This is a genomic window from Micromonospora sp. NPDC085948 (assembly GCF_040686315.1).
Classification (GTDB): Bacteria; Actinomycetota; Actinomycetes; order Mycobacteriales; family Micromonosporaceae; genus Micromonospora.
Map to the genome: position 1 here is coordinate 986,385 of NZ_JBFBJW010000001.1, position 26,393 is coordinate 1,012,777.

26 protein-coding genes and 1 riboswitch are annotated in these 26,393 nt (G+C 72.2%); of the genes, 12 read left to right on the forward strand and 14 right to left on the reverse strand.

Annotated features, from left to right (window positions below; translation table 11 throughout):
* Positions 1-5 precede the first annotated feature (5 nt).
* Genes AB0O48_RS04720 through AB0O48_RS04730 form a run of 3 tightly spaced genes read right to left on the reverse strand, consistent with a single transcriptional unit; the run spans position 6 to position 3,475 of the window.
* Positions 6-2,258 carry a heavy metal translocating P-type ATPase gene (locus AB0O48_RS04720; protein WP_357252003.1) on the reverse strand — a complete coding sequence of 751 codons (2,253 nt, stop codon included), beginning with the start codon at positions 2,256-2,258 and terminating at the stop codon, positions 6-8.
* A gap of 12 nt (positions 2,259-2,270) precedes the next feature.
* Complete coding sequence (locus tag AB0O48_RS04725; protein WP_357571994.1) at positions 2,271-3,251, reverse strand: hypothetical protein; 981 nt, start codon at positions 3,249-3,251, stop codon at positions 2,271-2,273.
* 14 nt (positions 3,252-3,265) lie between these two features.
* Positions 3,266-3,475, reverse strand: coding sequence for a copper ion binding protein (locus AB0O48_RS04730; protein ID WP_355027246.1), 210 nt, complete (start codon positions 3,473-3,475; stop codon positions 3,266-3,268).
* Between the two features lie 95 nt (positions 3,476-3,570).
* Here AB0O48_RS04730 and AB0O48_RS04735 point away from each other — a divergent pair, with 95 nt between their 5' ends.
* The 3 genes from AB0O48_RS04735 to AB0O48_RS04745 all read left to right on the forward strand — a co-directional run bounded on the left by AB0O48_RS04735 (position 3,571) and on the right by AB0O48_RS04745 (position 6,746).
* Positions 3,571-3,867: a metal-sensitive transcriptional regulator gene (locus AB0O48_RS04735; protein WP_355027247.1), complete on the forward strand. Its 297-nt coding sequence runs from the start codon at positions 3,571-3,573 to the stop codon at positions 3,865-3,867.
* A gap of 187 nt (positions 3,868-4,054) precedes the next feature.
* Complete coding sequence (locus AB0O48_RS04740) at positions 4,055-5,425, forward strand: YibE/F family protein (RefSeq protein ID WP_357571993.1); 1,371 nt, start codon at positions 4,055-4,057, stop codon at positions 5,423-5,425.
* Between the two features lie 166 nt (positions 5,426-5,591).
* Positions 5,592-5,722: riboswitch (cyclic di-AMP (ydaO/yuaA leader) on the forward strand.
* Between the two features lie 4 nt (positions 5,723-5,726).
* Positions 5,727-6,746 carry a hypothetical protein gene (locus AB0O48_RS04745; RefSeq protein ID WP_357251993.1) on the forward strand — a complete coding sequence of 340 codons (1,020 nt, stop codon included), beginning with the start codon at positions 5,727-5,729 and terminating at the stop codon, positions 6,744-6,746.
* Between the two features lie 57 nt (positions 6,747-6,803).
* On the opposite strand, the gene AB0O48_RS04750 is transcribed toward AB0O48_RS04745, so the two are convergent.
* Complete coding sequence (locus AB0O48_RS04750; RefSeq protein ID WP_357251990.1) at positions 6,804-7,526, reverse strand: carbonic anhydrase; 723 nt, start codon at positions 7,524-7,526, stop codon at positions 6,804-6,806.
* 225 nt (positions 7,527-7,751) lie between these two features.
* On the opposite strand from AB0O48_RS04750, the gene AB0O48_RS04755 reads away from it, so the two are divergent.
* The 6 genes from AB0O48_RS04755 (at position 7,752) to AB0O48_RS04780 (ending at position 11,186) form a co-directional block, all read left to right on the forward strand.
* The gene (locus AB0O48_RS04755) at positions 7,752-8,087 is read left to right on the forward strand and encodes a MarR family winged helix-turn-helix transcriptional regulator (protein WP_357571992.1); all 336 of its coding nucleotides are present in this window, start codon (positions 7,752-7,754) and stop codon (positions 8,085-8,087) included.
* Between the two features lie 104 nt (positions 8,088-8,191).
* Positions 8,192-8,551 carry a hypothetical protein gene (locus tag AB0O48_RS04760; RefSeq protein WP_357251983.1) on the forward strand — a complete coding sequence of 120 codons (360 nt, stop codon included), beginning with the start codon at positions 8,192-8,194 and terminating at the stop codon, positions 8,549-8,551.
* Positions 8,552-8,701: 150 nt separating this feature from the next.
* Positions 8,702-9,499, forward strand: coding sequence for a hypothetical protein (locus AB0O48_RS04765; protein ID WP_357251980.1), 798 nt, complete (start codon positions 8,702-8,704; stop codon positions 9,497-9,499).
* A 33-nt stretch (positions 9,500-9,532) separates the two neighbouring features.
* Entirely contained in the window at positions 9,533-9,874 is a 342-nt protein-coding gene (locus AB0O48_RS04770; RefSeq protein WP_357251977.1) for a YkvA family protein, read from the forward strand.
* 31 nt (positions 9,875-9,905) lie between these two features.
* Entirely contained in the window at positions 9,906-10,313 is a 408-nt protein-coding gene (locus tag AB0O48_RS04775; protein WP_357251974.1) for a TIGR03618 family F420-dependent PPOX class oxidoreductase, read from the forward strand.
* Between the two features lie 228 nt (positions 10,314-10,541).
* Complete coding sequence (locus AB0O48_RS04780) at positions 10,542-11,186, forward strand: C39 family peptidase (protein WP_357251971.1); 645 nt, start codon at positions 10,542-10,544, stop codon at positions 11,184-11,186.
* A gap of 14 nt (positions 11,187-11,200) precedes the next feature.
* Here AB0O48_RS04780 and AB0O48_RS04785 read toward each other — a convergent pair whose 3' ends face one another.
* Positions 11,201-12,526, reverse strand: coding sequence for an FUSC family protein (locus AB0O48_RS04785; protein ID WP_357571991.1), 1,326 nt, complete (start codon positions 12,524-12,526; stop codon positions 11,201-11,203).
* 163 nt (positions 12,527-12,689) lie between these two features.
* Here AB0O48_RS04785 and AB0O48_RS04790 point away from each other — a divergent pair, with 163 nt between their 5' ends.
* Positions 12,690-13,292, forward strand: a complete 603-nt coding sequence (locus AB0O48_RS04790) for a hemerythrin domain-containing protein (protein ID WP_357571990.1) — start codon at positions 12,690-12,692, stop codon at positions 13,290-13,292.
* A 69-nt stretch (positions 13,293-13,361) separates the two neighbouring features.
* On the opposite strand, the gene AB0O48_RS04795 is transcribed toward AB0O48_RS04790, so the two are convergent.
* A complete protein-coding gene (locus tag AB0O48_RS04795; RefSeq protein ID WP_357251962.1) occupies positions 13,362-13,544 on the reverse strand; it encodes an antitoxin in 183 nt (60 codons plus the stop codon).
* Positions 13,545-13,721: 177 nt separating this feature from the next.
* On the opposite strand from AB0O48_RS04795, the gene AB0O48_RS04800 reads away from it, so the two are divergent.
* On the forward strand, positions 13,722-14,831 hold the full coding sequence (locus AB0O48_RS04800; protein ID WP_357571989.1) for an AI-2E family transporter: 1,110 nt from the start codon (positions 13,722-13,724) through the stop codon (positions 14,829-14,831).
* A 9-nt stretch (positions 14,832-14,840) separates the two neighbouring features.
* Here the strand turns inward: AB0O48_RS04800 and AB0O48_RS04805 are convergent, their stop codons facing one another.
* The gene (locus tag AB0O48_RS04805; protein WP_357571988.1) at positions 14,841-15,491 is read right to left on the reverse strand and encodes a dienelactone hydrolase family protein; all 651 of its coding nucleotides are present in this window, start codon (positions 15,489-15,491) and stop codon (positions 14,841-14,843) included.
* Between the two features lie 171 nt (positions 15,492-15,662).
* On the opposite strand from AB0O48_RS04805, the gene AB0O48_RS04810 reads away from it, so the two are divergent.
* Complete coding sequence (locus AB0O48_RS04810) at positions 15,663-15,845, forward strand: hypothetical protein (protein ID WP_357571987.1); 183 nt, start codon at positions 15,663-15,665, stop codon at positions 15,843-15,845.
* Between the two features lie 47 nt (positions 15,846-15,892).
* Here the strand turns inward: AB0O48_RS04810 and AB0O48_RS04815 are convergent, their stop codons facing one another.
* The 7 genes from AB0O48_RS04815 to AB0O48_RS04845 all read right to left on the reverse strand — a co-directional run bounded on the left by AB0O48_RS04815 (position 15,893) and on the right by AB0O48_RS04845 (position 26,390).
* Positions 15,893-18,271: a glycosyl hydrolase family 65 protein gene (locus tag AB0O48_RS04815; protein ID WP_357251950.1), complete on the reverse strand. Its 2,379-nt coding sequence runs from the start codon at positions 18,269-18,271 to the stop codon at positions 15,893-15,895.
* Positions 18,268-19,074 (reverse strand): beta-phosphoglucomutase family hydrolase, encoded by an 807-nt coding sequence (locus tag AB0O48_RS04820; protein WP_357571986.1) that lies wholly within the window; start codon positions 19,072-19,074, stop codon positions 18,268-18,270. The genes AB0O48_RS04815 and AB0O48_RS04820 overlap by 4 nt, the downstream gene beginning before the upstream one ends.
* 60 nt (positions 19,075-19,134) lie before the next feature.
* Positions 19,135-19,599, reverse strand: a complete 465-nt coding sequence (locus tag AB0O48_RS04825; RefSeq protein ID WP_357251944.1) for a DUF4442 domain-containing protein — start codon at positions 19,597-19,599, stop codon at positions 19,135-19,137.
* A gap of 63 nt (positions 19,600-19,662) precedes the next feature.
* Positions 19,663-20,652, reverse strand: a complete 990-nt coding sequence (locus AB0O48_RS04830) for a hypothetical protein (RefSeq protein ID WP_357571985.1) — start codon at positions 20,650-20,652, stop codon at positions 19,663-19,665.
* A gap of 92 nt (positions 20,653-20,744) precedes the next feature.
* Positions 20,745-22,043, reverse strand: a complete 1,299-nt coding sequence (locus AB0O48_RS04835; protein WP_357251938.1) for an ABC transporter ATP-binding protein — start codon at positions 22,041-22,043, stop codon at positions 20,745-20,747.
* Positions 22,044-22,166: 123 nt separating this feature from the next.
* Entirely contained in the window at positions 22,167-24,377 is a 2,211-nt protein-coding gene (locus AB0O48_RS04840) for a bifunctional glycosyltransferase family 2 protein/CDP-glycerol:glycerophosphate glycerophosphotransferase (RefSeq protein WP_365062986.1), read from the reverse strand.
* A gap of 15 nt (positions 24,378-24,392) precedes the next feature.
* Positions 24,393-26,390 carry a DUF5941 domain-containing protein gene (locus AB0O48_RS04845; protein ID WP_357252062.1) on the reverse strand — a complete coding sequence of 666 codons (1,998 nt, stop codon included), beginning with the start codon at positions 26,388-26,390 and terminating at the stop codon, positions 24,393-24,395.
* Positions 26,391-26,393: the final 3 nt, after the last annotated feature.

The following is a 26,393-nucleotide window of genomic DNA, read 5'->3' on the forward strand; positions in this document are numbered from 1 at the left end:
CGCCGTCACAGTCCGCGACCGACAGCGGCCGGGCGGAACCGGCGCAGCCGCAGGCTGTTCGCCACCACGAAGACCGAGGACAGCGCCATCGTTGCGCCGGCGATCATCGGGTTGAGCAGCCCGGCGGCCGCCAGCGGCAGGGCCGCCACGTTGTAACCGAACGCCCAGAACAGGTTGCCCCGGATGATGCCCAGCGTGCGGCGGGACAACCGGATGGCGTCGACGGCGGCGTCCAGGTCGCCCCGGACGAGGGTGAGGTCGGACGCCTCGATCGCCACGTCGGTGCCGGTGCCCATCGCCAACCCCAGGTCGGCCTGGGCCAGAGCCGGGGCGTCGTTGACCCCGTCACCGACCATCGCCACCGACCGCCCCTGCGCCTGCAGCCGCTTGACCACGTCGACCTTGCCGGCCGGCAGCACCTCGGCGATCACCTCGTCGATGCCCACCTCGGCGGCGATCGCGCGGGCCACCGTGGCGTTGTCCCCGGTCAGCAGGACCGGAGTGAGCCCCAGTGCCCGCAGCCGGGCCACCGCCGCCCGGCTGGTCGGCCGGACCACGTCGGCGACCGCGAGCACGCCCCGGGCGCGCCCGTCCCAGGCCGCGACGATCGCCGTACGGCCGGCGGCCTCCGCGTCGCGGACGGCCCACTCGACCTCCGGCGGTACGTCGATTTCCCGCTCCCGCAGCAGCCGGATCCGACCGATGAGCACGGTCCTTCCGTCGACGGTGCCGGTCACGCCCAGCCCTTCGAGGTTGCCGAAGCCCGTCACCGGGGGCAGCGATCCCTCCTCGGCGGCGCCCGCCGCGACCGCGCGGGCGATCGGATGTTCGGAGGCGGCCTCCACCGCACCGGCGAGCCGGAGCAGCTCGCCCCGATCCGCGCCACTCGTCGGGACCACGTCCACCAGGGTCATCCGGCCGGTCGTCACGGTGCCGGTCTTGTCCAGCACGACGGTGTCCACCCGGCGGGTCGACTCCAGCGCCTCCGGACCCTTGATCAGCACACCGAGTTGGGCGCCCCGACCGGTGCCGACCAGCAGCGCGGTCGGGGTGGCCAGGCCCAGCGCGCAGGGGCAGGCGATGATCAACACGGCGACGGCGGCGGTGAACGCGGCGGTCGGGCCGGCCCCGGTGCCGAGCCACCAGCCGAGCGTGCCCACGGCGAGGGTGATGACGATCGGTACGAAGACACCGGAGATCCGGTCCGCGAGGCGCTGCACGGCGGCCTTGCCGCTCTGCGCCTGCTCGACCAGGTCGGCCATGCGGGCGAGTTGGGTGTCCGCGCCGACCCGGGTGGCGCTGACGATCAGCCGTCCGCCCGCGTTGATGGTGGCGCCGACCACGCCGTCGCCGGGACCGACCTCGACCGGCACCGACTCACCGGTGAGCATGCTGGCGTCGACGGCGGAGGTGCCCTCGTCGACCACCCCGTCGGTGGCGATCTTCTCCCCGGGACGCACCACGAACCGGTCACCGACGGCGAGCCGGTCCACCGGGATCAGGGTCTCCACCCCGTCGCGCAGCACCGCCACCTCCTTGGCGCCGAGGTCGAGCAGGGCGCGCAGGGCCGCACCGGCGGTCCGCTTGGACCGGGCCTCGAAGTAGCGGCCGGCCAGGATGAACACCGTCACCCCGGCGGCCGCCTCCAGGTAGATGGTGCCGGCGCCGTCGGTGCGGGTGATGTCGAAGCGGAACGGGTGCGTCATCCCGGGCATGCCGGCGTCACCCAGGAAGAGCGCCCAGAGCGACCAGCCGAACGCGGCCAGGGTGCCGAGTGAGACAAGCGTGTCCATGGTGGCCGCGCCATGGCGCAGGTTGGTCCAGGCGGCCCGGTGGAACGGCAGCCCACCCCAGACCACCACCGGGGCCGCGAGGGTCAGCGACAGCCACTGCCAGTAGTCGAACTGCCAGGCGGGGACCATGGCCAGCAGGACCACCGGCACGCTGAGCGCCACCGAGACCCAGAGCCGGGTACGCGGGCCGCGCAGCGGATCCGCGGGCTCCTCGGCCGTCGGCGGGGCCGGCAGCGCGGCCGTGTACCCGGTCTTGCGCACGGTCTCGATCAGGTCGTCCGGCGTGACGCCGTCGGCGTACCGGACGGTGGCCTTCTCGGTGGCGTAGTTGACGGCGGCGCTCACGCCGTCCATCCGGTTGAGCTTCTTCTCGATCCGGGCGGCGCAGGCGGCGCAGGTCATCCCGCCGATCGCCAACTCGATCCGGTTGGGCGCCGCGGGCAGCGGTCTGCTGGTGGTGGTCATCGTGTGGTCCCGTCAGTTGTGCCCGTGTCCGGGGGTGCCGTGGTCGGCGCCCCCGCTCGGCGCGGGTCCGCTCGGGTTGGTGCCGGTCGGCGGGGTGTCGGTCGGCGGGGTGCCGGCGACGACGGTGAACTCGGCGGTGTGCACCGTCCCGCCGTGCTGGAAGTCGAGGTAGAGCCGGTAACTGCCGGCCGAGGGCACCTCGGCGAGGAAGCTGACGGCCGGGCCGGGCCGGGTCCGCCCGTCGCCCGGCGTCCCGTCCGGATGCACGTGCAGGTACGCGAGGTCACCCCGGCGCAGTGCCACCAGGTGCCCGTACGCGCCCAGGTAGGGCTCCAGGTCGGTGACCGGTCGACCGTCCCGGCTGACGGTGAACGTGAGCGGGGCGGTGCGGCCGGGCCGCGGCGAGCCGGTCAGGGCTACCGTGTAGCCGTCGACGGTGGTGCTGGTCGCCGGGGCGGGCAGCTGTCGTTCGGTCAGCTCACCGGGGACTGTCACGTCGACGCCGAGCGTCAGCGGCTCACCCCCGGTCGGGGCGAAGTCGGCGAACGCCCGCCACTGCCCGGGGCCGGCCAGCGGCGTGCCGACCCGCCAGGTGCCGTCCGGAGCCAGGTCGGGGTGCACGTGCCGGAAACCGGAGAGGTCCCGTCGGACCACGATCAGGTGCATCCTCTTGTCGTGCGCCACGTCGTACCGGGTCACCGGTTGGCCGTCCGGACCGGTGATCCGGAAGGCGAACTCGTCGGCCGGGGCGTCGACCGGGTCGAGGGTGTAGCCGCGGTCGGAGACGAGCAGCCCACCGGGAATCCGGTCGGCCGGGTCGCCACCCTCTCCGGTCGCCGGGACGGCGTCACTGTCGTGCCGGCTCTCGGTGCCCCCGTCGTGCCGGCTCTCGGCGACCGGGGCGCGGTCGGCCACCCGGCCGATGCCGTACGCCGCTCCGAAGATCGCCGCGAGGCCGACAGCGAATCCGACAAGTCTCGTCCCGGTACGCATGTCGGCCCCTCCGCTCACGCGTCGACGAGGTCGTAGCCGGCCTCGTCGACAGCGGCCCGGACGACCTGAACGTCCAGCGGCTGCTCGCTGCTCACGGTGACCTGCCCGGTCGCGAGGTCGACCTGGACGTCGCGGACTCCCGCGATGGCGCCGACCTCGGCGCTCACCGCGCTGACGCAGTGCCCACAGGTCATTCCCTGCACCTGGAACGTCGTGTTGACCATCGGATCGTCTCCTTCGCCGTACCGGTACCCGGTGGGGGTATCACCACCGGACTGCACCGTACCATACCCCCCAGGGGTAGGCTATCCTGGTCGGCATGAGCGCACCCACTCCGATCCGCGGGTACACCGCCAGCAAGGACCAGCTGCTCGCGCGCCTCCGCCGAGTCGAGGGTCAGGTCCGCGGCATCGAGAAGATGGTCGACGACGACCGTTACTGCATCGACGTGCTCACCCAGATCTCCGCGATCCAGGCCGCCCTGGACAAGGTGGCGCTGGGGCTGCTCGACGGGCACGCCCGGCACTGCATGCACGAGGGGGCCGCCGAGGGTCGGGCCGACGAGATGGCCACCGAGATGATGGCGGCGGTCGGCCGGCTGATGAAGCGCGGTTGACGACACGCCCGCGGGTGCCGGCACCCGCGGGCGCGAGGTCCGGGCAACCGGGGCCGGGCACTGACCGTCCGTGATCGCGTGGTCGTCGGTCCGCGATCCGCCGCGCCTCGCGCCGCCTTTCGGCGAGGACACTGAACCGCGCGGCGCGCTGACACGTATCCCGCACCGGATCGTTGGGAGTCTCGACTTGGGTTCCGACCATGCCCGTCCCGCTCCGTCCGCCCCGCCCCGGGTGCGACGGATCCTCGTCATGACCGTGGTGCCCCTCTTCGTCGCCACCGTGGTCGCCGCGGCGCTGCTCTGGCCGCGCGGAGGAGAACCGCAGACCGACGGCGGAGCGGACGTGCCGCGCTACGCCGGCACGGTGACGCGGGTGGTGACCGAGCCGTGCCCGCCGCTGCCGGAGAGCCCCGAGGGCACACCCAGAGTCGGCACCGGGCCGTGCGGCACTGTCGACGTCCGCGTGGACGAGGGACCCGCCGCCGGCCAGCAGGTGCAGACACCGGTGCCCGACGGGCCGGGCGCGCCACGTGTCGACGTCGGCGACGAGATCATCCTGGTCGAGTTGACCGATCCGACCGATCCCACGGTCAGCAACTGGAACATCGCCGAGCATCAGCGCGGCACCCCGCTGGTGTGGCTGGCGGTGGTCTTCGCCGCCGCGATCGTCGCGTTCGGCCGGTGGCGGGGGTTGGCCGCGCTCGCCGGGTTGGCGGCCAGCTTCGCCATCCTGCTCACCTTCGTGCTGCCGGGCATCGGCGCCGGCCGGTCACCGCTCCTGGTGGCGGTGGTCGGTGCCGCCCTGATCATGTTCGTGGTGCTCTATCTGACCCACGGCGTCACCGCGCAGACCTCGGTCGCGGTGCTCGGCACCCTGGGCAGCCTGGTGCTGACCGGCGCGCTCGCCACCGTCGCCACCGCGGCGACCCACCTCACCGGCTTCGGCAGTGAGGACGCCACGACACTGTCGATGTTCCAGGGTGACGTGGACCTGCACGGCCTGCTGCTCGCCGGGATCATCATCGGTTCGCTCGGGGTGCTCGACGACGTGACGGTCACCCAGGCGGCCACCGTCACCGAGCTGTCGAACGCCAATCCCGGGCTGACCCGCTTGCAGCTGTACCGCGCGGCGACCCGCGTCGGCCGGGCGCACATCGCCTCCACTGTCAACACCATCGTGCTGGCGTACGCGGGCGCGTCGCTGCCCCTGCTGCTCCTGCTCACCGCCGACGCGCGGCCGATCGGGCAGTTGCTCACCAGCGAGTTCCTCGCGCAGGAGATCGTCCGCAGCGCGGTCGCCACCCTCGGGCTGATCGCCGCCGTGCCACTGACCACCGGGCTGGCCGCGATCGTGACCGCCGCCGGGCGCACCGAGACCACGCCGCCCGCCGAGGTCGCTCGGCCGCGCCCCCAGGCCGACCGGGCGGAGGCGCTGGCCGCCCTCAGCTCACCGCGCACCTCTCGACCCGACGAGCCGGACCAGACGCGGACCCCGCCCCCATCCACCGCCACCGACGGGTGGCCGGAGTCGAACAGGAGCACGGATACGGCATGGTGACACTCCTCAGCGTGACCAGATCGGGCCTCCCCCCTGAGAACCGCGTCACTGGTCACCCAACGCTATGGCGAAATGACACTTTTGGTCGGCATCCAGGCGTAGCTCACCCAGTCGACTCTCGGGTAACCTCGCTGCCGGTTACCGATGAAGGCGCGAAGCGGCGCCTGCGGTGCCACCGCCCAATCGCCAACCGGCGAGCCGGGGACCCAGGTGTGTGGGGTGAATCCGCGTCAGCGGTAGGGGCCACTTCCGCCCCGAACCCGTCAGCTAACCCGGTCGGCGGTCGACGGAAGGGAACATTGTGACGGCACCCCTACGCCGCTGGCTGACACCCGTGGTGGCCGTGATCGCCGCACTGACCGTGCTCGCCGGCCCCCTCCCGGCCCACGCCGCCCCGACGACCCCCACACCGTCCGGGCACGAGGAGGACGACGAGCCCAAGCTGCTCAACGACGTCATCGAGCAGGTGAACCGCGACTACTCCGCCGCCAAGTCCAAACTGGACAAGTCCAAGAAACGGCAGTTGGAGTTGGCGCTGGAGGTGGACCGGGCCAAGGCCGACCTGGACGCGCTGGCGCCACAGGTCGGGCAGATCGCCTCCCAGTCGTACCGGACCGGTCGGATCGGTGCGCTGGCGATGCTGCTCGAGAGCAACGCCCCGGACACGTTCGTGCAGCGCGCCGCGATGCTCGACGAGATCAACATGGTGAACGAGAACAAGCTCGCCGAGGTCAACGCGGTGAAGGCCCGTGCCGAGCAGGCCAAACTGCTCCTCGACACCGAGGTCCGCGAGCAGCAGAAGCAGACCGCCGTGATGGCCAAGCGCAAGAGCGAGGCCGACAAGGCGCTCGCCCTGGTCGGCGGCAAGGGCTTCACCGGCGGCCTGGTGGACGCCACCTCGCCGGTCGCCAAGATCGGCCCGGGTCGCACCGCCGACGGCGACTGGAAGGCGCAGTCCTGTAGCGAGAAGGACCCCACCACGTCCGGCTGCGTCACGCCGCGCACACTGCACGCGTACAAGGAGGTCAGGCGGGCCGGCTTCACCCGGTTCGTCGGCTGTCACCGCAATGGTGGACCGTACGAGCACCCGAAGGGCCGCGCCTGCGACTGGTCGCTCCAGAAGAGCGGCTTCTCACCCTGGCACAACGAGGACACCCGGACGTACGGCAACAACGTCGCCGCGTTCCTCATCCGCAACGCGGACCGGCTCGGCATCTACTACGTGATCTGGAACCGGCAGATCTGGTTCCCGGCGACCGGCTGGAAGTCGTACAGCGGGCCGTCGAACCACACCGACCACGTGCACATGTCGATGCTCTGACCCGCAGCATCCTTCGTCGAGGGCCGTTCCGCGTCGCGCGGGGCGGCCCTCGACGCGTCAGGCGGCCGCGACCGGTTCGGCTGACGCGGTCGGCACGCCGAGCGCCGCGAAGCCGGCCGGCACGGCGGCCACCGGGCGCACCACCCCGGCGGCGAGCCGGTACGACACACCCACCACCGCGCACCGTCCCTGCGCCACCTCGGCGGCCAGCACGGGCGACTGCCCGAGCAGCGCCTCGACGGTCTGCGCGATGTGGATGTCGACGATCCCGTCGATGTCGTCCACGCCCTCGGTCTCGGCCCGGCGCAGGCTGGGCAGCACGGCATCGACGACCGCGCCCAGGTGCCCGGGGGGCTGGGTGCCGGTCGCGACGGTCTCCCGCGCCGCCTGCACCGCCCCGCACGAGTCGTGGCCGAGCACCACCACCAGCGGGGTGCCGAGGACGGTCACCGCGTACTCCACGCTGCCGAGCACCTCCGGACCGGCCGTGTGCCCGGCCGTGCGGACCACGAACAGGTCACCCAGCCCCCGGTCGAAGATGATCTCGGCGGCCAGCCGGGAGTCGGAGCAGCCGACGATCACCGCGAACGGATGCTGCCCGTCGGCCACGGCGGACCGGCGCCCGGCGTCCTGGTTGGGGTGGCGCGGGACCCCGCTGACGAAGCGCTGGTTGCCGGCGGTCAGCTCGGCGTACGCCCGGGCCGGCTCGGTGGGTGCGGACGCCTGGTCGGCGATCCGCTGCGAACCCGGCTGGCCGCCGGGAGTTCCAGGACGACTCATCCCCGCACCTCGTCTTCATGCGTCTGACCTGGTCAGAGGGCTTATCAGCGGGCCGGCGGCGGCGCTGGCTCGGGCTCCACCGTCACACGCACCGTAAGATGCGTCAAGGTATGCGTGATTTAGATTTCATACGTTGACACCGGTTCGACCCCTGGGTGCCGCACCGGACGCACGACGGGCGAGACTCCCGGGGGCAGGGCGGACGCCCGGAGAGGCGGTCACACGATGGCGAGCACGGCGACGGGTGCCACCGGCGGCGGGCGGAACTGGACGTTCCTCACCAACCACGGGCACGTGCTGCTGGCCATCGCCCGCGACCCCACCGCCCGGCTACGCGACGTCGCTGCGGAGGTCGGGGTGACCGAACGGGCCGCGCAGGCGATCGTCGCCGACCTGGAGGCGGAGGGTTACCTGCACCGCACCCGCGTCGGACGGCGCAACGAGTACACCCTCAACCCGGCCGGTCGGTTCCGGCACCCCGCCGAGGCCGACCGCCAGGTCGGTGACCTGCTCGCGCTGTTCGCCGAAACGCCCACCACGGAGGTCGCCCCCGAGGTCTGACCCACGCGACACCCACCCTCCACAGTGCACATGGTGGTGGCGGTCACGCCGACCCGGGCCGTCGCCGTGCTGCGCCACGGCAGAGCAGGCGTTAGGTTGGTCGGGTGTCGTCCGCAGTGTTGATCCGCCCGGCCCGTTGGGCTGTGCTGCGGTCACTGCGTGAGCTGACCCGACTGGCGATCACCGCGCTGGTGCTCGCGGTCGGCCTGGGCGGCGCCCTCGCCGCGACCCCACCGCCCGCCTCGACGCAGCTACGGCCCAGTGCCGTGAGCAGCCGGGTGGCGAGTGTCCGTCCCGATGCCGCGCCGGCCACCGAGCGGACGGCCCAGCCCGCTGCCGCCCGGCCGGCTGACCCGGCGGGCACCACCGCGCTGACCTCGCCGATCGCGGAGAGCCGGGGTCAGGCCCCGGCCATCGATCCCGGCCGTGGCACCCCCGCGCGACGCGGGCCACCCGTCCGCTGAGCCTGGCCCGGTGATCCCCGGGGGCCTTGCCCGGCCCCGGGTAGTCCGTCGCAGCAGCTGAGTCGCCCCGACGGGATGACCCGTCGCCCGCTGCCGTCGGGCTCCTCCTGCCACCCGTCGATACCCGCCTTCGACCGCGAGGTGCTGATCATGCAAACCGTTCTCTCCGCCGCCCTGCCCGACCTGTCCCGAGCCGCCGTCATCTGGCTGAGCCTGCTCGGGTTCGTCGGCGTCGCCGTCGCCGCTCTTCTGCTACGGCCCGGCCGGCTCCGCCTCGACCCGGGTGCCCGGATCCGCCGCGCGGCCATGCCGAGCCAACTCGAACAGGCGCAGGAGGAACGGGAGCAGAGCCGCTACGCGCAGGAGGTAGCCGTGGCCGCGACGCGGGCGACCACCACCGCTCAGCGCCGCCGAACGGAGTGGGTGGCCGCGCAGGAGGCGGTCGAGGCAGCCTGGCAGACGTACGAGGCGGCCGAGGCGGCCGTCCGGCGACTCGACGCGGCAGCCGCCATGCCCCTGCCGCAGACCGCCCGCACCCCCGCCGAGTACGCGGACCGCGAGCGCTACCTGCACCGTGCCGCGCTGGACGCGTACTGGCGGCGGGAGTTGTCGGTGGAGCAGCTCAGCGACGTCTTCGCGCACCGCGACGGCTGGGACCCGCGGCTGCACCCGGTCGCACAGGAGCTGGTGCTGCGGCGGGCGATTCGCGACAACCTGGCGGCCCGGCACGCCGCGGCCCGCGAGCAGGAGCAGGTTGCCTGGCGGGCGGCCGAGTTGGCCGTCGCGGCGGCCCGCAGTCTGCGCGAGGAGGCCCACGCGGCCACCGGGCGACGGGTCGCGGAGTCGGCGTCGGTGCTGCCGCTGAGCGAGGTGGTCAAGCCGTCGGTCGAGCAGACCCGGGAAAACACGGTGACCGCTCGCGGCCGCGCGGCGGTGCCCGCGTTCTGAGCCGCGCGGTTCCCGGTGGGTTAGCGTGACGGCATGTCCCGAGAGGCGTGGGTCCTCGTGGTGATCGCCGGCATCCTGGCCATCGCCACACTTGTCGGTGCCGTGGTGCTGGCGGTACGGGTGGTGCGTACGCGGCGGATGTTGACCGGGCTCGGCACCGGCGGCAAGGTCGCCTTCTACGGCGCGCTGATCTACACGATCTTCCCGATCGACGTCCTTCCGGACCCGATCTACCTGGACGACATGGGTGTCCTGGCCGGCGCGCTGATCTACCTCACCCGGCTGGTGCACAAGCGCCGGGCGGCCGCCCACCAACTGCCCGGCCAGCCCGATTCGTCGACCGATCGGGAGCGGGCACGCCGTCAGGTGCCATGATCGGGGTCGGTTCGGTGAACAGGGGACGGGCATGGCGGGCGATCATCGGTTGGACGTGCACGACGAGCGTGTCGTCGCCTTCTGCGCGGAACGGCACCTCGCGACCCTGACCACCATTCGTGCGGACGGGACCCCACACGTCGTACCGGTCGGGGTGACCCTCGACCCGGCGGCCGGGCTGGCCCGGGTCATCACCTCCGGCAGCTCCCGCAAGGCCCGTCAGGTGGCCGCCGCCGGTGCGGCGGGCGCGGCGGTGGCGGTCTGCCACGTGGACGGCCGCCGCTGGCTGACCATCGAGGGCCGGGCGGTGCTGCGATCGGATCGGGCCGCCGTGGCGGAGGCGGAGCGACGCTACGCCGAGCGGTATCGCACCCCGCGTCCTAATCCGGAACGCGTCGTCATCGAGATCACCGTCACCGGGCTGCTCGGGAGCCTCTGACCCCGAGGTACGCAGGAATCCCGCCCGGCCGGCCGTCGTTGCACCCTCTCGCGACGCCCGTACCTCCGCGGCCGGCGGAATGCCCGCCGGAGCAGGGCCGTTACGTCCCCGGTACGGCAGCGGCCCAGACCGCCGCTGGTCGTCGCCCCCGGTGCTGAGCCGAGCGCCATTCCCGGTGCTGCGCCCTCCGCCAGTTGGAGGCGCCAACCCCCGAACGGAGACTCGACCATGAACCCGATCATCCAGAAGAGCGGGCTGTCCGTCGTCGGCATGCTGGTCGCCGGCGGTTGTGCCCTCGGCCCGGCGATGGCCGCCCAGGCCGCACCGGCTCCGGCCGCGCCGACCTCGTCGAGCCAGAGCGACCGGTCCGCCGAGCGGGTCCTGAGCGTCGACTACCAGGCGCAGCCGAACTTCTTCTACTGCGGCCCGGCCGCGACGCGGATCGCGCTGTCCGCCCAGGGCAAGGCGCTCTCCCAGGACGAGGTGGCCACGCTGCTCGGCACCACCGAGGCGGGCACCCCGTCGGCTCTGGACACCACCCGGGTGCTGAACGAGCTGACCGGCGGTAAGTACCGGACCACCGAGATTCGTGACTCGGTGGCCCGCCCGGACCAGGTCGAGCAGCTACGCCGGGACGTGCGGGCCGCGGTGGACGCCGGCCGACCGGTGGTCGCCAACATCAAGGGCACCACCGTGGACACCGCCGGCAACCCGCACTCGTACGAGGGTGGCCACTACGTGGCCCTCGTCGGCTACGGCGACGGTGGCGACACCATCCGGGTCGCCGACCCGGCCGACCCGGCGCTCGGCGAGTACTGGATGAGCCTGCCGAAGGTCGCCAACTGGATCGCCGAGCGCGGCTACTCCTCCTGACCAACCCGAACCGCTCACCGGGCCGGTCGCTCCCTCGCGGGGCGGCCGGCCCGGCTGTCGTCGCGCATCCGGGCGGCCAGGTGCGCACGACGACGAACCCGGGCGGCCCGGGTCGGACGGATCCGCCGCAGTTGTCGCCGCACCGGCGGGTGGACTTCGGCCATGCCGACGCCGGCCGCCCGGCGCACGATCCGGTTGGCGTCGTCGGCTTCGCAGCCGCACGCCCGGAGCAGGTCGCTCGCCGACGTCCGCAACCCGGTAACGAGCGCTTCGCCGAACGACCTGACCCCGCTCGCGGAGGCTCGCCCGGCCAACTCGGCGCTCTCCTCGACCAGCTGGCGGGTGCGCCGGGGATCATCACCCACCCGGTACTCCCTGCGCATCTCTGCCACCGCCTGACCCAGGCGGCCCATCGCGTCCGGCAACTCGCGCGGGATCGGCTCGTCGTACTGGAGTGCGGTCGACGCCCAGCGAGCCAGTGCGCGGGTGTCCAGCAGCAGCCGCTCCAGGTGATCCGCGCTGCGGGCGTACCTGTGGTACTGCTCGCGGCGGTGCCAGCGGGCCGGCGCGATCGTCACCACCTCCTCCGCGCCGCTGAGCGCGTCGTGGAGCCGCCCCAGGTCGGCGTCGGTGCCACGCAGCCGATCCAGGACGCGCAACGTCCCGTCGCCGTCGCGCGCCCGCAACGCCGTCGCCAGATCGGCCAGTTGCGCGCAGAGGGTCGCGTAGATCGGCGCCGCGGCCCGGTCCAGCACTCGCATCGGGTTGATCGGCAACAGCAGCGCCACCACCACCAGACCCACCACCCCGCCGACGAGCGCGTCGAAGATCCGGGGCACCTCCAGCCCTCGCTCCATCGGGGCCAGCGTGGCGATCAGCACGGCCGTACCGCCGGCCTGACCGACGAGCGGGCCGCCCTTGCCGGCCACCAGCAACGCGGCGGCGATGGCCAGCGCGACCACCACGCCGGTCTGCCACGGGCCGGAGCCGAGCAGGAAACGCAGCGTGTCGCCGATGACGATGCCGAGGGCCACTCCGGCCAGCAGCGCGAAGGTGCGCCTCGCCCGCTGCCCGATGGCGGTGGCGATCGTACCGACGGCGGCGGCGGGGGCGAAGACGTGCGATCCGGGGCCGAGCAGATTCTTGGCGAGCAGCGCGGCGATCGCGGCGGCCAACCCGGCCTGGAGTGAGATCACCAGGGTGACCTCCCACTGTCGGGCCCGGATCCGGCCCGCCTGCCCGCTGCGGTGTCGCACCCGTCGGACCGCCCGGCCGCTCCGCTTGGCGGCGTCGTCGAGCCGCGACTGCTCGCGGTCGGCGGGTGGGCGCTCGTCGGTCATGGCGGCGGTTACCCCGGCATCGGCCACGCAATCGTGCCGGTCGCGCCCCACCGACACCACCGGCACCGTGCAGCCCATCGGCATCCGTAGGTTTGCGCAGCCCCGTGGGGGTACCAGGGGCCACACACCTCCCACCGATCCGCAACCGGTAAGGGGCCGTGACATGACCAACCCACCGACCACCGACCAGGACGTCGTCGACATCCTGGTCGCCGACCACCGTGAGGTCGAGACACTCTTCGTCGAGCTGGAAACCCGGCAGGGCACCCCGGAGTACCGCCGCCAACTCGTCGACGTGGTGATCGCCGAGCTCGTCCGACACGCCGTCGCCGAGGAGGCGTACGTCTACCCGACGGCACGCAAGACACTCCCCGACGGCGACGAGATCGCCGATCACGAGATCACCGAACACGCCGACGCCGAGAGGACCATGAAGGACCTGGAGTCGCTCGACCCGTCCGACCCTCGCTTCGACGAGTTGCTCGCCCACCTGACGAGCACCATCCGGCACCACGTGCAGGACGAGGAGAACGAGTTGTTCCCCCGGCTGCGTGCCGCCACGGCCCGAGAGGAGCTCGTCGAGCTGGCCGGCAAGGTGACGGCGTTCAAGAAGGTCGCGCCCACCCGGCCACACCCGGACGCACCGGACCACCCGCCGGCGAACAAGCTGCTCAACCCGGGCACCGGGATGATCGACCGGTTACGCGACGCGCTGAGCGGCCGACCGACCTCGATGAGCGAGCTGCGCGAGAAGCAGCAGCGCTGACCGCGCCCGGTCCGGAACGGACACTCCCGGGTCGCCGAGCTGTCGGCGGCCCGGGAGGTGTGGGGTACGTCAGCGGACCTGATCGCCCTCGCCGGTACGTGCCTGAGCCTGGTCGACGCCCTTGTCGATCTGGTCGTCGTACTTGCCACCGGTGCGCTTGTCGGCCATGTCACCGGCCTTTTCCACACCCTGGTCGACCTGCTTGTCGTGCTTGTCCGTGAAGTCTTTGGCCTTGTCCATGAAGTCACCCACGGCGATCCTCCTCGAATTCGTCTTTCTCCCCCGTTCCCTGGGTCAGCCAGCACAAACGCCGACGGCAACCGGGGCAACACCAGCAAGCCGTACGCGATCACGGCCAACGAGTCCTGACGCGGGGTGTCGGCGTGCGCCCGGGCGGGTACCGACTCGCCGAGATCGAGGAGGACCGACATGGCGGCAGAGGATTCCGGGGCGGGCACCGGGGAGACAACGGACGGCGCCGGACCACGCCACTCGTGGGCGGCGCTGCCCTGGCTGGTCCGGACGGCCGTGCTGTGGAGCGCCTGCCTGGTGGTGATCATCGCCGGGCTCTACCTGTTGGGCCGCATCGCCGTCCTGCTGGCACCGCTGGCCATCGCGCTGGCCGCCACCATCTTCCTCACCGCGCTGCTCGACCCCGTGCTGCTCCTGCTCCGTCGGCTACGCCTGCCGGCGGCGCTGGCCGCGCTGTGCACCGTACTTCTGCTGCTCGGCATCCTGGTCGGTGTCGGCGCCCTGGTCTGGAACCTGACCGCCAGCCAGTTCGACCAGCTCAGCCAGGAACTGACGCAGGGGGTCGAGCGCAGCCGGGACTTCGTGACGTCCACGTTGCCGGTCAGCGAAGCACAGCTGGACCGGCTGGTCGACCAGGCCCGGCAGGGACTCAGCGGCAGCTCGCCGGACCCGGTGGCCGGTGCCCGGACCGCCACCGAGGTGTTCGGCTCCGCGCTGCTCGCCCTGGTGCTGCTCTTCTTCCTGCTCAAGGACGGCCGGTCGATGTGGCGCTGGGTGCTGTCCCGGGTGTCCGGCCCGAACCAGCCGGTGCTGGCGGAGGCCGGTCGGGCCGGTTGGCACACGTTGGGCGCGTACAGCCGGGGCACCATGTTCATCGCCGCCATCGACGCGCTGGGCATCGGGTTGGCGCTCGTGGTGCTGCGGGTGCCGCTCGCCCTGCCACTGGCGCTGATCACCTTCCTCGGCGGTTTCGTGCCGATCATCGGGGCGACGGTGGCCGGCGCAGTCGCCGTGCTGGTGGCACTCGCCGCGAACGGCCCCACCACCGCCCTGCTCACCCTGGCCGCCGTGATCGCCGTGCAGCAGATCGAGGGCAACCTGCTGGAGCCGCTGGTCATGAAGCGGCAGGTCCGGTTGCACCCGGCGGTGATCCTGGTGGCGGTCACCGCCGGCACGCTGATCGCGGGGATCGCTGGCGCGTTCGTCAGCGTCCCGATCACCGCGGTCCTCTGGCGCGTCATCGACACCGTCCAACAGCGTCGCGCCGCCTCGGCCCTCACGTCCTGAGGGTGATCGTCAGCGCAGCCGCGTGGTGAACCACGCGCCAGCCTGCTCGGCGACCTGCTCCAGGGTGCCGGGCTCCTCGAAGAGGTGGGTGGCGCCGGGGATCACCCGCAGCTCACCGATCTTCCCCAACTCCGCGAGCGCCCGCTCGTTCAGCGTGATCACTTCCTCATCCAGACCGCCCACCAGCAGCAATGTCGGGGTACGCACCTGGGCCAGCGCGGCACCGGCCAGGTCCGGCCGGCCGCCCCGGCTGACCACGGCACCCACCCGATCCGCGCGGGACGCCGCCGCGACCAGGGCGGCGGCGGCTCCCGTGCTGGCCCCGAACAAACCAATCGGAACGTCACCGGCGGGACGCTCGACCGCCAACCAGTCGATGATCCCGGCCAGCCGGCTGGCCAGCAGCCCGATGTCGAACCGCAGCTCGGCGGTACGGGCGTCCACCTCGTCCTCGGCGGGGCTGAGCAGGTCCACCAGCACCGTCCCGAGCCCGCGGCCGTGCAGCGTACGGGCCACCGCCACGTTGCGCGGGCTGTGCCGGGAACTGCCGCTGCCATGCGCGAAGAGCACCACGCCGACCGGCTGGGCGGGCAGCATCAGGTCGGCGGGGAGCTGAACGTCCCCGATCGGGATGGTCACCGTGCCGCGCTGCTCGTCCATGCCCACCTCCGGAGCGCTCGTCTGCCGCCCCGGATACCCCACCCACCGCACCGCACGCACCCGAGCGACAGCCGCCGTCGGCCCCGTTTGCCAGACGGACCATCGGGTAGGCGACGAACGACCGCAGACCGTGTCGGCGCAACCGCGCCCCGACGGATCGCGAGGATCGCCATGGCCAAGCAGCAGATTTCTCAGCAGCAGCAGCAGACGACCGAGCAGGCCCGGCGTGAACAGGACGCCGAGCGCGACCCGGACTTCGGCGACCAGGCCGCCTCGGCCCGCCTGCCCGACGATCCGAAGGCCGCGGCGCCCCGAGACGCGATCGGGCGGCCGGCGACCGGCGAACCCGTCTGACGTGACGTGGTGGTGACGGTCGGGGCGGGACCACTCCGCCCCGGCCGTCACTGCTCGTTCGTACGCTCGGGCAACCGCAGCAGTGGTGACCTGCCCGGTGGCTGCTCGGGTGGCGGCCCGGACGGCTCGGCCTCCGGCACCGGCACCGTCACCGGTTCGTCGCAGGTCACCCGCAGCACCTGGTCGTGGTGGCGCAGTTCCACCACGTCGTCCGGACCGCCGTGCCGCAGCGAGTACGTGGTCTGGTGCGGGCGGACATCCACCCGCAGCGCCAGTCCTCGCCACTGCAGGGAGAACTCCAGTCGGCTGAGTCGGCTGGAGAGCCGGGGCGCGAAGGACAACTCGCCATCGTGGTCCCGGAGCCCGCCGAGCCCACTGACCAGGGCGAGCCAGGCGCCGGCCAACGACGCCATGTGCACGCCGTCGCGGGTGTTCTCGTTGAGGTCGTGCAGGTCCATGAGGGCGGCCTCACGCAGGTAGCTGTGCGCGAGTTCCGGGTGGCCCACCTCGGCGGCGAGCACCGCCTGCGTGCAGGCCGACAACGACGAGTCGCGTACGGTGCGGCGCTCGTAGTAGAGGAAGTTGCGGACCTTCTGCTCGGGGGTGAACGCGTCCCCTCGCCAGTGCATGGCGAGGACGAGGTCGGCCTGCTTGACCACCTGCTTGCGGTACAGCTCGAAGTACGGGTAGTGCAGCAGCAGCGGATACTTCTCCGCCGGGGTGTGCGGGAAGTCCCACTCCTGTAGCCGGGTGAAACCCTCCACCTGCTGGTGCACGTCGAGTTCCTCGTCGTACGGGACGTGCATGGAGGTGGCGGCATCCCGCCAACTCGCCGCCTCCTCGTCGGTGACCCCGAGGTGGAACGCCTCGTCCCGGTAGCGCATCACCACGTCGGCGGCCGCGAGCAGGTTCCGCTGTGCCATCAGGTTGGTGTAGATGTTGTCGTTCTTCACGGCGGTGTACTCGTCCGGGCCGGTGACACCGTCGATGTGGAACTGGCCGTGCCGGTCGTGGTGGCCGATCGAACGCCACAGCCGGGCGGTCTCCACCAGCAACTCCAGCCCGATGTCCCGCTCGAACTGGGTGTCTCCGGTGACCATCACGTAGCGGCGCGCGGCGTCGGCGATGTCGGCGGCGATGTGGAAGGCCGCCGTGCCGGCCGGCCAGTAGCCGGATGACTCCGGCCCCTCGATGGTCCGCCAAGGGAACGCGGCACCCCTGAGGTTGAGCGTCTCGGCACGCTCCCGCGCCGAGTCCAGCGTGCTGTGCCGCCACTGCAACGCGCTGCGCACCGCGCTCGGCTGGGTGTACGTGAGCACCGGAAGCACGAACATCTCGGTGTCCCAGAAGGCGTGCCCGTCGTAACCGGGACCGGTGAGCCCCTTCGCCGAGATCGGCCGCTGCTCGGCCCGCGCGCCGGCCTGAAGCACGTGGAAGAGACCGAACCGGACCGCCTGCTGCACCTCCGGGTCGCCCTCGACCAGCACGTCGGACGCGTCCCAGAACGCGTCGAGGTAGGTGCGTTGCTCCCGGTGCAGGCCGTCCCAGCCGTCGAGGCGGGCGCCGGCCAGTGCCGCGCCGACCTGGTCGCGCAGTGCGGGCAGGGACCGCCGACTCGACCAGCTGTACGTCAGATACTTGATCACCCGCAGCTTCTCGCCGGGTTTGAGCACACAGGCGATCGTGGTGCGCACCCAGTCCTGGTAGCCCTCGGACTCGATGGTGGTGTGGTCCGGGCCGTGCACCTCGTGCTCCATCGCGGCGGCGACCCGCAGCCCGGAGACCTTGGTGCGGTGGATCAACTGCCCCCCGTCCGGGGTGGTCAGCTCCTCCTCCGCCTGTAGGGGTGACTCCAACACCGCGGCGACCCGGGGGTCCTTGCTCTGCGCGGGCAGCGACTCGTTGGCCACCAGCTCGGACTGCACGATCAGCCGAAGCGGGCCGTCGACGGCCTCCACCTCGTAGCTGATCGCGGCGACCGAGCGCTGGGTGAACGAGACCAGGCGGGTGCTGCGGACCTTGACCTCCCGGCCGGCGGGCGAGCGCCAGTGCAGCTCCCGGTGCAGGGTGCCGGCCCGCATGTCGAGGATCCGCTCGTGGGCCAGCAGTTCCCCGTACCGCACGTCGAGTGGTTCGTCGTCGACGAGCAGCCGCATCAGCTTGCCGTTGGTGACGTTGACGATCGTCTGCCCGGACTCGGGGAAGCCGTAGCCGGCCTCCGCGTACGGCAGCGGGCGCAACTCGTAGAACGAGTTGAGGTAGGTGCCGGGCAGGCCGTGCGGCTCGCCCTCGTCGAGGTTGCCGCGCAGCCCGACGTGCCCGTTGGAGAGCGCGAAGACCGACTCCGACTGGGCCAGCACGTCCATGTCGAGCCGGGTCTCGCGGACGTGCCACGGCTCGACCGGATAGGCCCTCTCCCGGATCACGTCTGGTCCCGTGTGGCGCTCGGCTGGTGCGGGGCGGCGGTGCGCGCCGGCGCCGGCGGATCGGCGGCGTCGAGCAGGTCGGCCAGGTCCTGCACCACGACGTCCGCGCCGTGCGCGAGCAACTCGTCGGCCTGCCCGACCCGGTCGACGCCGACCACGTAACCGAAGCCGCCCGCTCGGCCGGCGGCCACCCCGGAGAGCGCGTCCTCGAAGACGGCGGCCTGTGTCGGGTCCACGCCGAGCAGCCTGGCCCCGGCGAGGAAGGTGTCCGGTTCGGGTTTTCCGCGCAGCCCCTGCGCACGAGCGACCAGCCCGTCGACCCGGGCCTCCAGCAGCGGCTCGAACCCGGCGGCGGCGACCACCTCGGCTCCGTTGGCGCTCGCGGTCACCACTGCCCGGCGCAGCCCGGCGGCGGTCGCCGCCTGCAGGTAGCGCACCGAGCCCGGGTAGACCTCGACGCCGCTGTCGCGGAGGCGCTGAAGCAGCAGCACGTTCTTGCGGTTGCCCACGCCGTTGACGGTGTCGGCGTCCGGGGGGTCGTCCGGGCTGCCCTCGGGGAGCACGATGCCGCGGGAGGCGAGGAACGTCCGGACGCCGTCGGCGCGGGGTCGGCCGTCGACGTAGCGGTTGTAGTCCGGCCCGGGATCGAAGGGTTGGAACGGTTCGCCGGAGACGGTGGCGCGCTGCCGGAGAAACTCGTCGAACGTCTGCGTCCAGGCGGCGTTGTGCACGCGGGCGGTCTGCGTCAGCACACCGTCCAGATCGAAGAGACAGGCGGTCACGTGAGCAGGTAGGCCCAGCACGGTACGAATCTATCCACCCCGCTGGGCCCGCAAACCCGTTTCGGCCTCGTTGGCACGGTTTCAGTTGGGTCGCAGCGTCCAGATCACCGTCAGGGCCGAGGTCGGCGTGCCGTCTTCGGTCGCGATCTCCACGTCGACCCCGAACTCCGGCCGCCGGCCGGACTCGAACTCCTCGATCACGTCGAGGGCCGGCCGGCCGAGCCGCGCGGTGGCCCGCACCGGACCCATGGCGAGCTTGCGGTAGGCGATCTCGGCTCGGACGGCGAGCGGCACGGCCCGGTCGAGCAGGTGCCCGAAGGCCGCCAGCACGACCGCGCCGGAGGCCGTCTCGCCGAGGGTGAAGAGGGCGCCCGCGTGCGGGCCGCCGACGTGGTTGTGGGTGGCCGGCGAGTCGGGCATCCGGACGACTGCCCGGACCCCGCCCGCCGCCTCGGGCGCCACCTCGACGAATTCGAGCCCGAGCGTACGGGCGAAGGGCACCGCTTCGAGCATGCCGGCCGCCACCTGGCGGGAGTCGATGGTCATGAGCCGACGTTACTAGCCGGTAACCAGGGCGGCAACAGGCGTTTTTCTCACCTTCGGCAAGGCTCAGAGGTTGGCGATCGTGCGCAGGATCTCGGCGTAGAAGTTGCCGTCGATGCTGCGGAAGAAGGCGAAATCCTGACCCGGGTCGCCGAAGAAGGGGCGCAGCGTCCACGCCAGTTGGGTGCCGACGAAGCCGAAGAGCAGGATCCAGATGTAGAGCAGGGTCATGCTCGCCGGCCGCTGCGTCGGTTCGCCCCGTCGAATCGAGCGGTCGTTCCACGAGTGCGGGTAACCGGGCGGCAGCGTGCTCACCTGAGGCGCACCGGCGGCCTGGCCACTCCCCTGCGCCGGAACATGCGCCGGCGCGGCGGTCGCGCCGTTCGGTGCGGGCTCGGCCACCGCGACCGCGGCCGGTACGGTCGCCGGCGCGGCACCCGCACCGACGGCCGGGGCGGCTGCCGGCGCCGAGACGGTGGGCACCAGGGCCGGCGCCGCCGGAGCCGGGGCGGTGGCGTGCGCGTTGACCTGGGCGTTGGCGGTCGACGGCGCGGCGAGCAGGCCGTGGTCGTTGAGCACCTGCATGCCGCTGGTCAGGAAGCGCAGCCCGACAAGTGCCGACAGGGCCAGGATCGCCACGTTGAGCAGCTTGAAGAATCCGTAGTCGTTCGCGGTGATCAGGAAGAAGAGACTGATCGGCGCGAACGCCACCGCGAGCATCGAGGTGACCGTGATCGCCACCATCACCAGTGCCAGCGACTGGCGCACCGAGAGCCGGGCGCCGAAGACCAGGTTGAACAGGTAGAGCGTGGGCAGGCAGATGACCAGGGTGACCAGGAACAGCAGCGGCAGCTTCAGCGCCGAGGTCAGCGCCATCAGCGGGCTGTGGAAGAAGCCCAGCACCGCCCCGTAGCAGGCCAACGCGATGGCGGAGCTGGTCAGCATCCGCCCGGTCAGCTTGTTGAGGTCACCCTCGGCCACGATCTGCTGCCAGATGCCCTCGCGATCACGCAGGATGCGCTCGATGACGAGCGGGCTGGGACGGTCACCCGACACGGGCGCACCCCTTTCGGTGGTCTTTCACTGTGGACTGGTGGGCAGACGGTAGGGCACCCCGGGCCGGGCCGCCACCCTGCTCCGGTGAGTCCTCAACGCCAACCCACGTCGATCCGGGCGCCCCGCTCGTCGAAGAAGTGGAGCGCGTCCATCCGAACCGAGACGGCGAGCGGGTGACCGGCGCTGACCGCCGGGTACGGCGCCAACCGCACCGCCAGCTCCGCCGGGCGGCGGTGGTGCCGGCCCGGATCGGGAAGCACGCTGGTCTGGGTGCCACTGCTCGGCACCTCCTGGGGCTCCACCGGCTTACCGGTGAGTCGCTGCATCACCGAGCCGAACCGACGCAGGCCGCGCTGGCCCACCGGCGGCGGGTCGAGCGGCGCACCCATCTCGTCGACCATGATCGCGGTGGCGCCGATGTCGAGGAACGCCAGCGACTCGTGCCCGTGGTGCTCCAGGTAGCGGATCCGCCCGCGCAGCACGTCGCCCGGGCTGTCCGGTGCGACCGGGGTGAGCGCCTCGGCCCGCATGCCGACCACGATCCGCTCACCGTGGTAGTGCGCCACCGCCCGACTGCGGATGTCGTTCCAGGGCAGGTAGAGCGACTGCTCACCGAGGTTGAGCGTGACGTACCGGTCGAGGTGGACGTAGACCGACGCCTCCAACAGGTTCATCCGGGGGCTGCCCAGGAAGGCGGCCACGTAGAGCGTCGCCGGCCGGCCGTACACCTGGGTGGGTGTGCCCACGTCCTGGAGGACGCCCTTACGCATGATGGCCACCCGGTCGGCCATGGTGAGCGCCTCGGCCTGGTCGTGGGTGACGTAGACGGTGGTGACGCCCAGCTCCCGGGTCAGGCCCGAGATCTCCGCGCGCAGCTCCGCCCGCAGGCCGCTGTCCAGGTTCGACAGGGGCTCGTCCATGAGGAACAGGCCGGGCCGGCGGACGATCGCCCGGCCCATCGCCACCCGCTGCCGCTGCCCACCGGAGAGCTGGCCGGGCTTGCGGGCCAGCACGTCACCGATGCCCAGCGCGCTGGCCACGTCGCCGACCCGCTCACCGCGCGGCTCCGGCTCCACCCCGGCCAGCCGCAACGGAAAGGCGATGTTGTCGCCGACGGTCATGTGCGGGTAGAGCGCGAAGTCCTGGAAGACCATGGCGATCTTGCGGTCCCGTGGGGGCAGGTCGTTCGCCAGCTCGCCGTCGAGCAGGACGGCACCGCTGGTCGGGTCCTCCAACCCGGCGATCATCCGCAGCACGGTGGACTTTCCGCAACCGGACGGCCCGAGGAGCACCATGAACTCGCCGTCGTTGACATCGAGATTGATGCTGTCGACGGCCATGGTGCCATCTCTGAATACCTTGGTCACATCCTTGAGCGTGACGGTACTCACCGTCGTCCCCCCCAATTGGTCGGCCGAACCCCTGAAGACTGTGACCAGGATCATTGGTTTAGGACATCGGGTAAACGTCCTATGTTGAGTGGGTGACGCTGCTATTAAGCGACAAAAGTCCGATCAGCAGCTTCCGGACCGCTCACCCGGCTCACCGAGGAACACCTGACGCACCACCCGCTCCGCCGCGTGCCCGTCGTCCAATGTGCAGAACCGACCCCGAAAATGCGCGCGCGCCCTGGCCACCGCGTCCGACCGCACCGCGTCGGTCCGGAACAGGTCGAGCAGATCGTCGAAGGTGGTGGCCACCGCACCCGGCGGTTCGGCCGTCACGTCGAAGTAGACACCACGGGCCAGCCGGTACGCCTCCCAGTCCGGGGCGTACAACACGATCGGCCGATCCAGCACCGCGTAGTCGAACATCGCCGACGAATAGTCGGTGACCAGTACGTCCGCCACCAGGTAGAGATCCTCCACCCGCTGGTGGCCGCTGACGTCGCGGACCCGCTCCCAGTCCGCCGGTCGACCGGGACGCCGATCACGGTCGTGGAAGTAGTGACTGCGCATCAGCAGCCGGCCCGAGTCACCGAGCGCCCGCACGAACCGGTCCGGGTCGAACGGCGGCCGGTAGCCGGGCAGGTGCTCGCGGTGCGTCGGGGCGTACAGCACGACCTGCTCGTCGGGGCCGAGGCCGAACTCCGCGCGCAGTCGGCGCACCTCGTCCGGGCCGGCGGTGACCAGCCGGTCGTTGCGCGGGTAGCCCACCTCAAGGGTCGTGTACGTGGCCGGGTACGCGCGGTCCCACATCTGGGTGGAGAAGCTGTTCGCGCTGACGCTGTAGTCCCAGCGGTCCACCCGGCGCAGCAACCCGGCGAAGTCCATCCGGCCCGCACCGATCGGGTAGCGCTGCTGATCCAGCCCCATCACCTTCACCGGAGTGCCGTGGTGGGTCTGCAGGTGCACCTGCTCCTGTCGCTTACGGACGAAGTCGGGAAAGTTGACGTTGTTGACCAACCAGCGGGCGCGGGCGAGCACCCGGTAGTACGCCGGGGTGCCGGCGACCACGTACTCCACCCCGGCCGGCACGGCGTCCACCCGGTCCCGGCGCACGATCCACACCCCGCGGATCCCCGGCGCCAACCGGCGGGCGACCTCGTAGATCGCCGCCGGGTTGCAGGAGTAACCCCGGTACCAGTACGCGGCGTAAACGGCGAGCGTCGGATCGACAGGTCGTCGCAGCTCGGCCCGGTAGTACTCGCGCAGCAACCCGTCGCGGGTCAGCCGGGCACCGCGCCGGGCGACCGGGCCGACCCGGCGCCGGGCGGTGCGCGCCTTCCGGCGGGCGGCGTCCCGGGCCCGGCTCGCGGCCCGCAACGCGCTGAAGGTGTGCCACCGACCGGAGGCGACAAGCCGGTGCTTGAGCCCCTCCACCCCGTCCGGCACCGGATAGCCGCCGGGTGGCAACCAGCGTTCGTAGTCGGCGGTGATCTGCGCGAAGAACGCCGGCCGCAGCTCCGGGGCGATCCGCTGACCGTTGCCGAGCACGGTCAGGTAGTGCCAGATCATCCGCTCGAAGACCGCCGGTCGCAGGGTGTCCGTCGCCGAGCCCCACGCGTCCATCAGGTGGAAGACCCGGTGCCACTGCGGGAAGACCTCGAAGTGCCGGTCCCCCCGGGTCCGGGTGATCGCGCCGGCGCGGCGTTGCCGATAGTTGACGCAGACCCGATCGAGTACGCCGATCCGCTGCGCCGCCATCAGCACCGGGTAGCTGAACGAGACGTCCTCGTACCAGCCGGGCGCGAACCGCAGCCCCAGGTCGGTCAGGAACTCCCGGCGGACCAACCGGTTCCACGCGGTGTGCAGCAGGCGCATCGCCGCCGGCCGGTCCCGCAACCGGAAGGTGCCCGAGCCGGGCGACTCGGGGAACACCTCGGCCATCGCGCTGCGGGTGGCGGTGTCGTTCCAGTGGGTCCGGACGTGGTCGACGAGCAGCACGTCCGGTCGGGTCACCCGCAACCGCTCGGCGACCTCCGACAGGCACTCCGGCGCCAGCCAGTCGTCGCCGTCGAGGAACCACACGTACTCGCCGACGGCCCGGTCCAGCCCGATGTTGCGGGCCGGACCGAGGCCGACGTTCTCCGGCAGCCGGACCGACCGGACCCGCCGGTCGCGGGCCGCGTACTCGTCGATGATGTCGCCGCTGGCATCCGGCGAGCAGTCGTCGACGGCGATCACCTCGATGTCGGTCTCCGGCTGACCGAGGATGGAGTCCAGGCACTCGCGCAGGTATCCCTGCACCCGGAAGGCCGGCACCACGAAGCTGATCAGGGTCATCCGGCCGTCCCTCCGTCAGCGTGGCGCGGCACCTCCGGCGCTCACCGGCGCGACAAACGCCCGCGCGCTACGGGCCGGTCGGACGAACCAGGCCAGGACGACGCTCACCACGAAAAGCACGAGAAGGTACGCACCGAGTGTAGCCAGCCCGATACCCGCCATGCCGGCAATCGCCGCGAGGGCCAGCAGCACCGACCGTCCCTCCCAGCCCAGCGTGGCCGCGTGAAGCGGTGGTGCCGCCTGCCGCTTCTCCAGCCGGGCGGTCAGGTCGTAGTGGTGCACGGTGAGCACGAAGACGTACCCGAAGATCAGCCAACCCGGTACGTCGCCGACCACGCCCACCGCGATGGCGAACAGGTACTCGGCCGCCCGCAGCGCCGCCGGCACCAGCCAGTCCAACGGCCCGTTGTGCGCCGCCCCGGCACCCAGACCACCGGCCAGCAGCACCAGCAGCGCCACCGGCACCGCCCAGCGCAGCCCGCCCGGCGCATCCCCCAGCAGCGCGACGACCAGCAGCACCGCCGGGCCGAGCGCCGCGAGCACCGCAAGGGTGAGCGGCCCCATCGGGCGGACCACGGGCAGCCGCCGGGCCAACGGCCCGTCGTCGCGGTGCAGGGTGGCATCGACCGTGTCCAGCACCGGCACCCACATCCAGCGGGCGCGCAGCGTCCGCAGAGCGCCGGTGTACGCGAACGCCAGCACCCCCCAGACCAGCACCGCGATCAGGCTGACCAGCGGATTGAACAGCGCCACGGTCACCGCGATCAACGCCCAGCGCTCACCGATCGGGAAGACCACCGTGCGCTTGAGCCAGTACGACACCGAGCCGGTGTCCGCCTGCACCCGGGTCGACGCCGCGTTCAACCGGTCGCCGATGCCGCCGCTGGCACCCGCTGCCGTACGCGGTCGGCGGGCTGCCTCGTCGTGCAGCGCCCCGTACCAGGTGTCGGTCATGTGCCGGACGGTCTGCAACGTCATCGCGGCGATCGCCAACGCCCAACCGTTGCCCAACCCGGCGTGACTCACCCCGAAGCCCAGGCCGGCGTAGACCAGGTATTCCTTGGCGCGGTCCGCCATGGTGTCCAGCCAGCCGCCCCAGGCGCTGAAGTGCCGGGTGTAGCGGGCCAACTGGCCGTCCACGCAGTCCAGCACGAAGCCGAGATAGAGCAGTACCGCGCCGCCGACGAGGGCGGGTCGTCCGCCGACCCCGAACAGGACCGCCGCGGCCAGCGCGAACAGCACCGAGATCGCCGTCACCCCGGTCGGGGTGAGCCGGAGCCGGGCCGACAGCCGGACCACGTACGGCGACCAGGTGCTGACGAAGTAGGTGGAGAAGAAGTCGTCCTTCTCCTTGACCGACAGCCGCAGCTCGGCCCGGTCCTCGTCGACAGCTGTCACCGCGGCTTCGGCAGCCGCCAACCCAGACGCGTCCGTGACCCGGTGCGCGACGAGCAGGCGTACCCGCTGGGCGAAGATCAGGGTGCCGAGCGCCGCGAGACCCGCGACGAGCCGGTCCACGGCGGACCCGGGGGCGCCGTGCCCGGCTCCCCCGGCAGCCGGCAGCGGCGACACATCGCCGACCGGACCGATCGGGGCGGCGACCGGGAGCACCCCGGACGCGGCGGCACGGGCGGCGGCGGCAAGAGTCGGCAGGTCGTCCACACCGACCCGCAGCGCGCCACCGAACACGCCGGTGGCGTCGCCGTCGAGTGCCTCCAGCGGGCCGGCGTCCACCACCTGGCCGCGTTCCTCACGCACGGCGGTCCGACCGGGCACCGGCGGGTCGGTGAGCACCAACGCCACCGTCGGCCCGACCGGGCTGGTGGCCAGGTGCCGCAGCACGGCCGTGTGGGCGACCAGGTCGGCGCCGGTGATCAGCAGCGGGCCGTCGGCGTCGTCGACAAGCGCGGCCAGCTCGTCGAGGTCGCCGGCGAACCGCACCTCGTCCGCGCCGGCCCGGCGCAGTTGGGCGGCCAGCCGCTCGGTCAGGGGCTCGCCGGTCGACGTGGTCAGGCC

Coding starts and splice junctions, on each gene's coding strand:
- AB0O48_RS04780 (WP_357251971.1), top strand. CDS start 10,542: ATGAACCCGATCATCCAGAAGAGCGGGCTGTCCGTCGTCGGCATGCTG.
- AB0O48_RS04755 (WP_357571992.1), top strand. CDS start 7,752: ATGGCGAGCACGGCGACGGGTGCCACCGGCGGCGGGCGGAACTGGACG.
- AB0O48_RS04765 (WP_357251980.1), top strand. CDS start 8,702: ATGCAAACCGTTCTCTCCGCCGCCCTGCCCGACCTGTCCCGAGCCGCC.
- AB0O48_RS04735 (WP_355027247.1), top strand. CDS start 3,571: ATGAGCGCACCCACTCCGATCCGCGGGTACACCGCCAGCAAGGACCAG.
- AB0O48_RS04725 (WP_357571994.1), bottom strand. CDS start 3,251: ATGCGTACCGGGACGAGACTTGTCGGATTCGCTGTCGGCCTCGCGGCG.
- AB0O48_RS04785 (WP_357571991.1), bottom strand. CDS start 12,526: ATGACCGACGAGCGCCCACCCGCCGACCGCGAGCAGTCGCGGCTCGAC.
- AB0O48_RS04800 (WP_357571989.1), top strand. CDS start 13,722: ATGGCGGCAGAGGATTCCGGGGCGGGCACCGGGGAGACAACGGACGGC.
- AB0O48_RS04770 (WP_357251977.1), top strand. CDS start 9,533: ATGTCCCGAGAGGCGTGGGTCCTCGTGGTGATCGCCGGCATCCTGGCC.
- AB0O48_RS04750 (WP_357251990.1), bottom strand. CDS start 7,526: ATGAGTCGTCCTGGAACTCCCGGCGGCCAGCCGGGTTCGCAGCGGATC.
- AB0O48_RS04730 (WP_355027246.1), bottom strand. CDS start 3,475: ATGGTCAACACGACGTTCCAGGTGCAGGGAATGACCTGTGGGCACTGC.
- AB0O48_RS04720 (WP_357252003.1), bottom strand. CDS start 2,258: ATGACCACCACCAGCAGACCGCTGCCCGCGGCGCCCAACCGGATCGAG.
- AB0O48_RS04810 (WP_357571987.1), top strand. CDS start 15,663: ATGGCCAAGCAGCAGATTTCTCAGCAGCAGCAGCAGACGACCGAGCAG.
- AB0O48_RS04805 (WP_357571988.1), bottom strand. CDS start 15,491: ATGGACGAGCAGCGCGGCACGGTGACCATCCCGATCGGGGACGTTCAG.
- AB0O48_RS04825 (WP_357251944.1), bottom strand. CDS start 19,599: ATGACCATCGACTCCCGCCAGGTGGCGGCCGGCATGCTCGAAGCGGTG.
- AB0O48_RS04790 (WP_357571990.1), top strand. CDS start 12,690: ATGACCAACCCACCGACCACCGACCAGGACGTCGTCGACATCCTGGTC.
- AB0O48_RS04775 (WP_357251974.1), top strand. CDS start 9,906: ATGGCGGGCGATCATCGGTTGGACGTGCACGACGAGCGTGTCGTCGCC.
- AB0O48_RS04840 (WP_365062986.1), bottom strand. CDS start 24,377: ATGACCCTGATCAGCTTCGTGGTGCCGGCCTTCCGGGTGCAGGGATAC.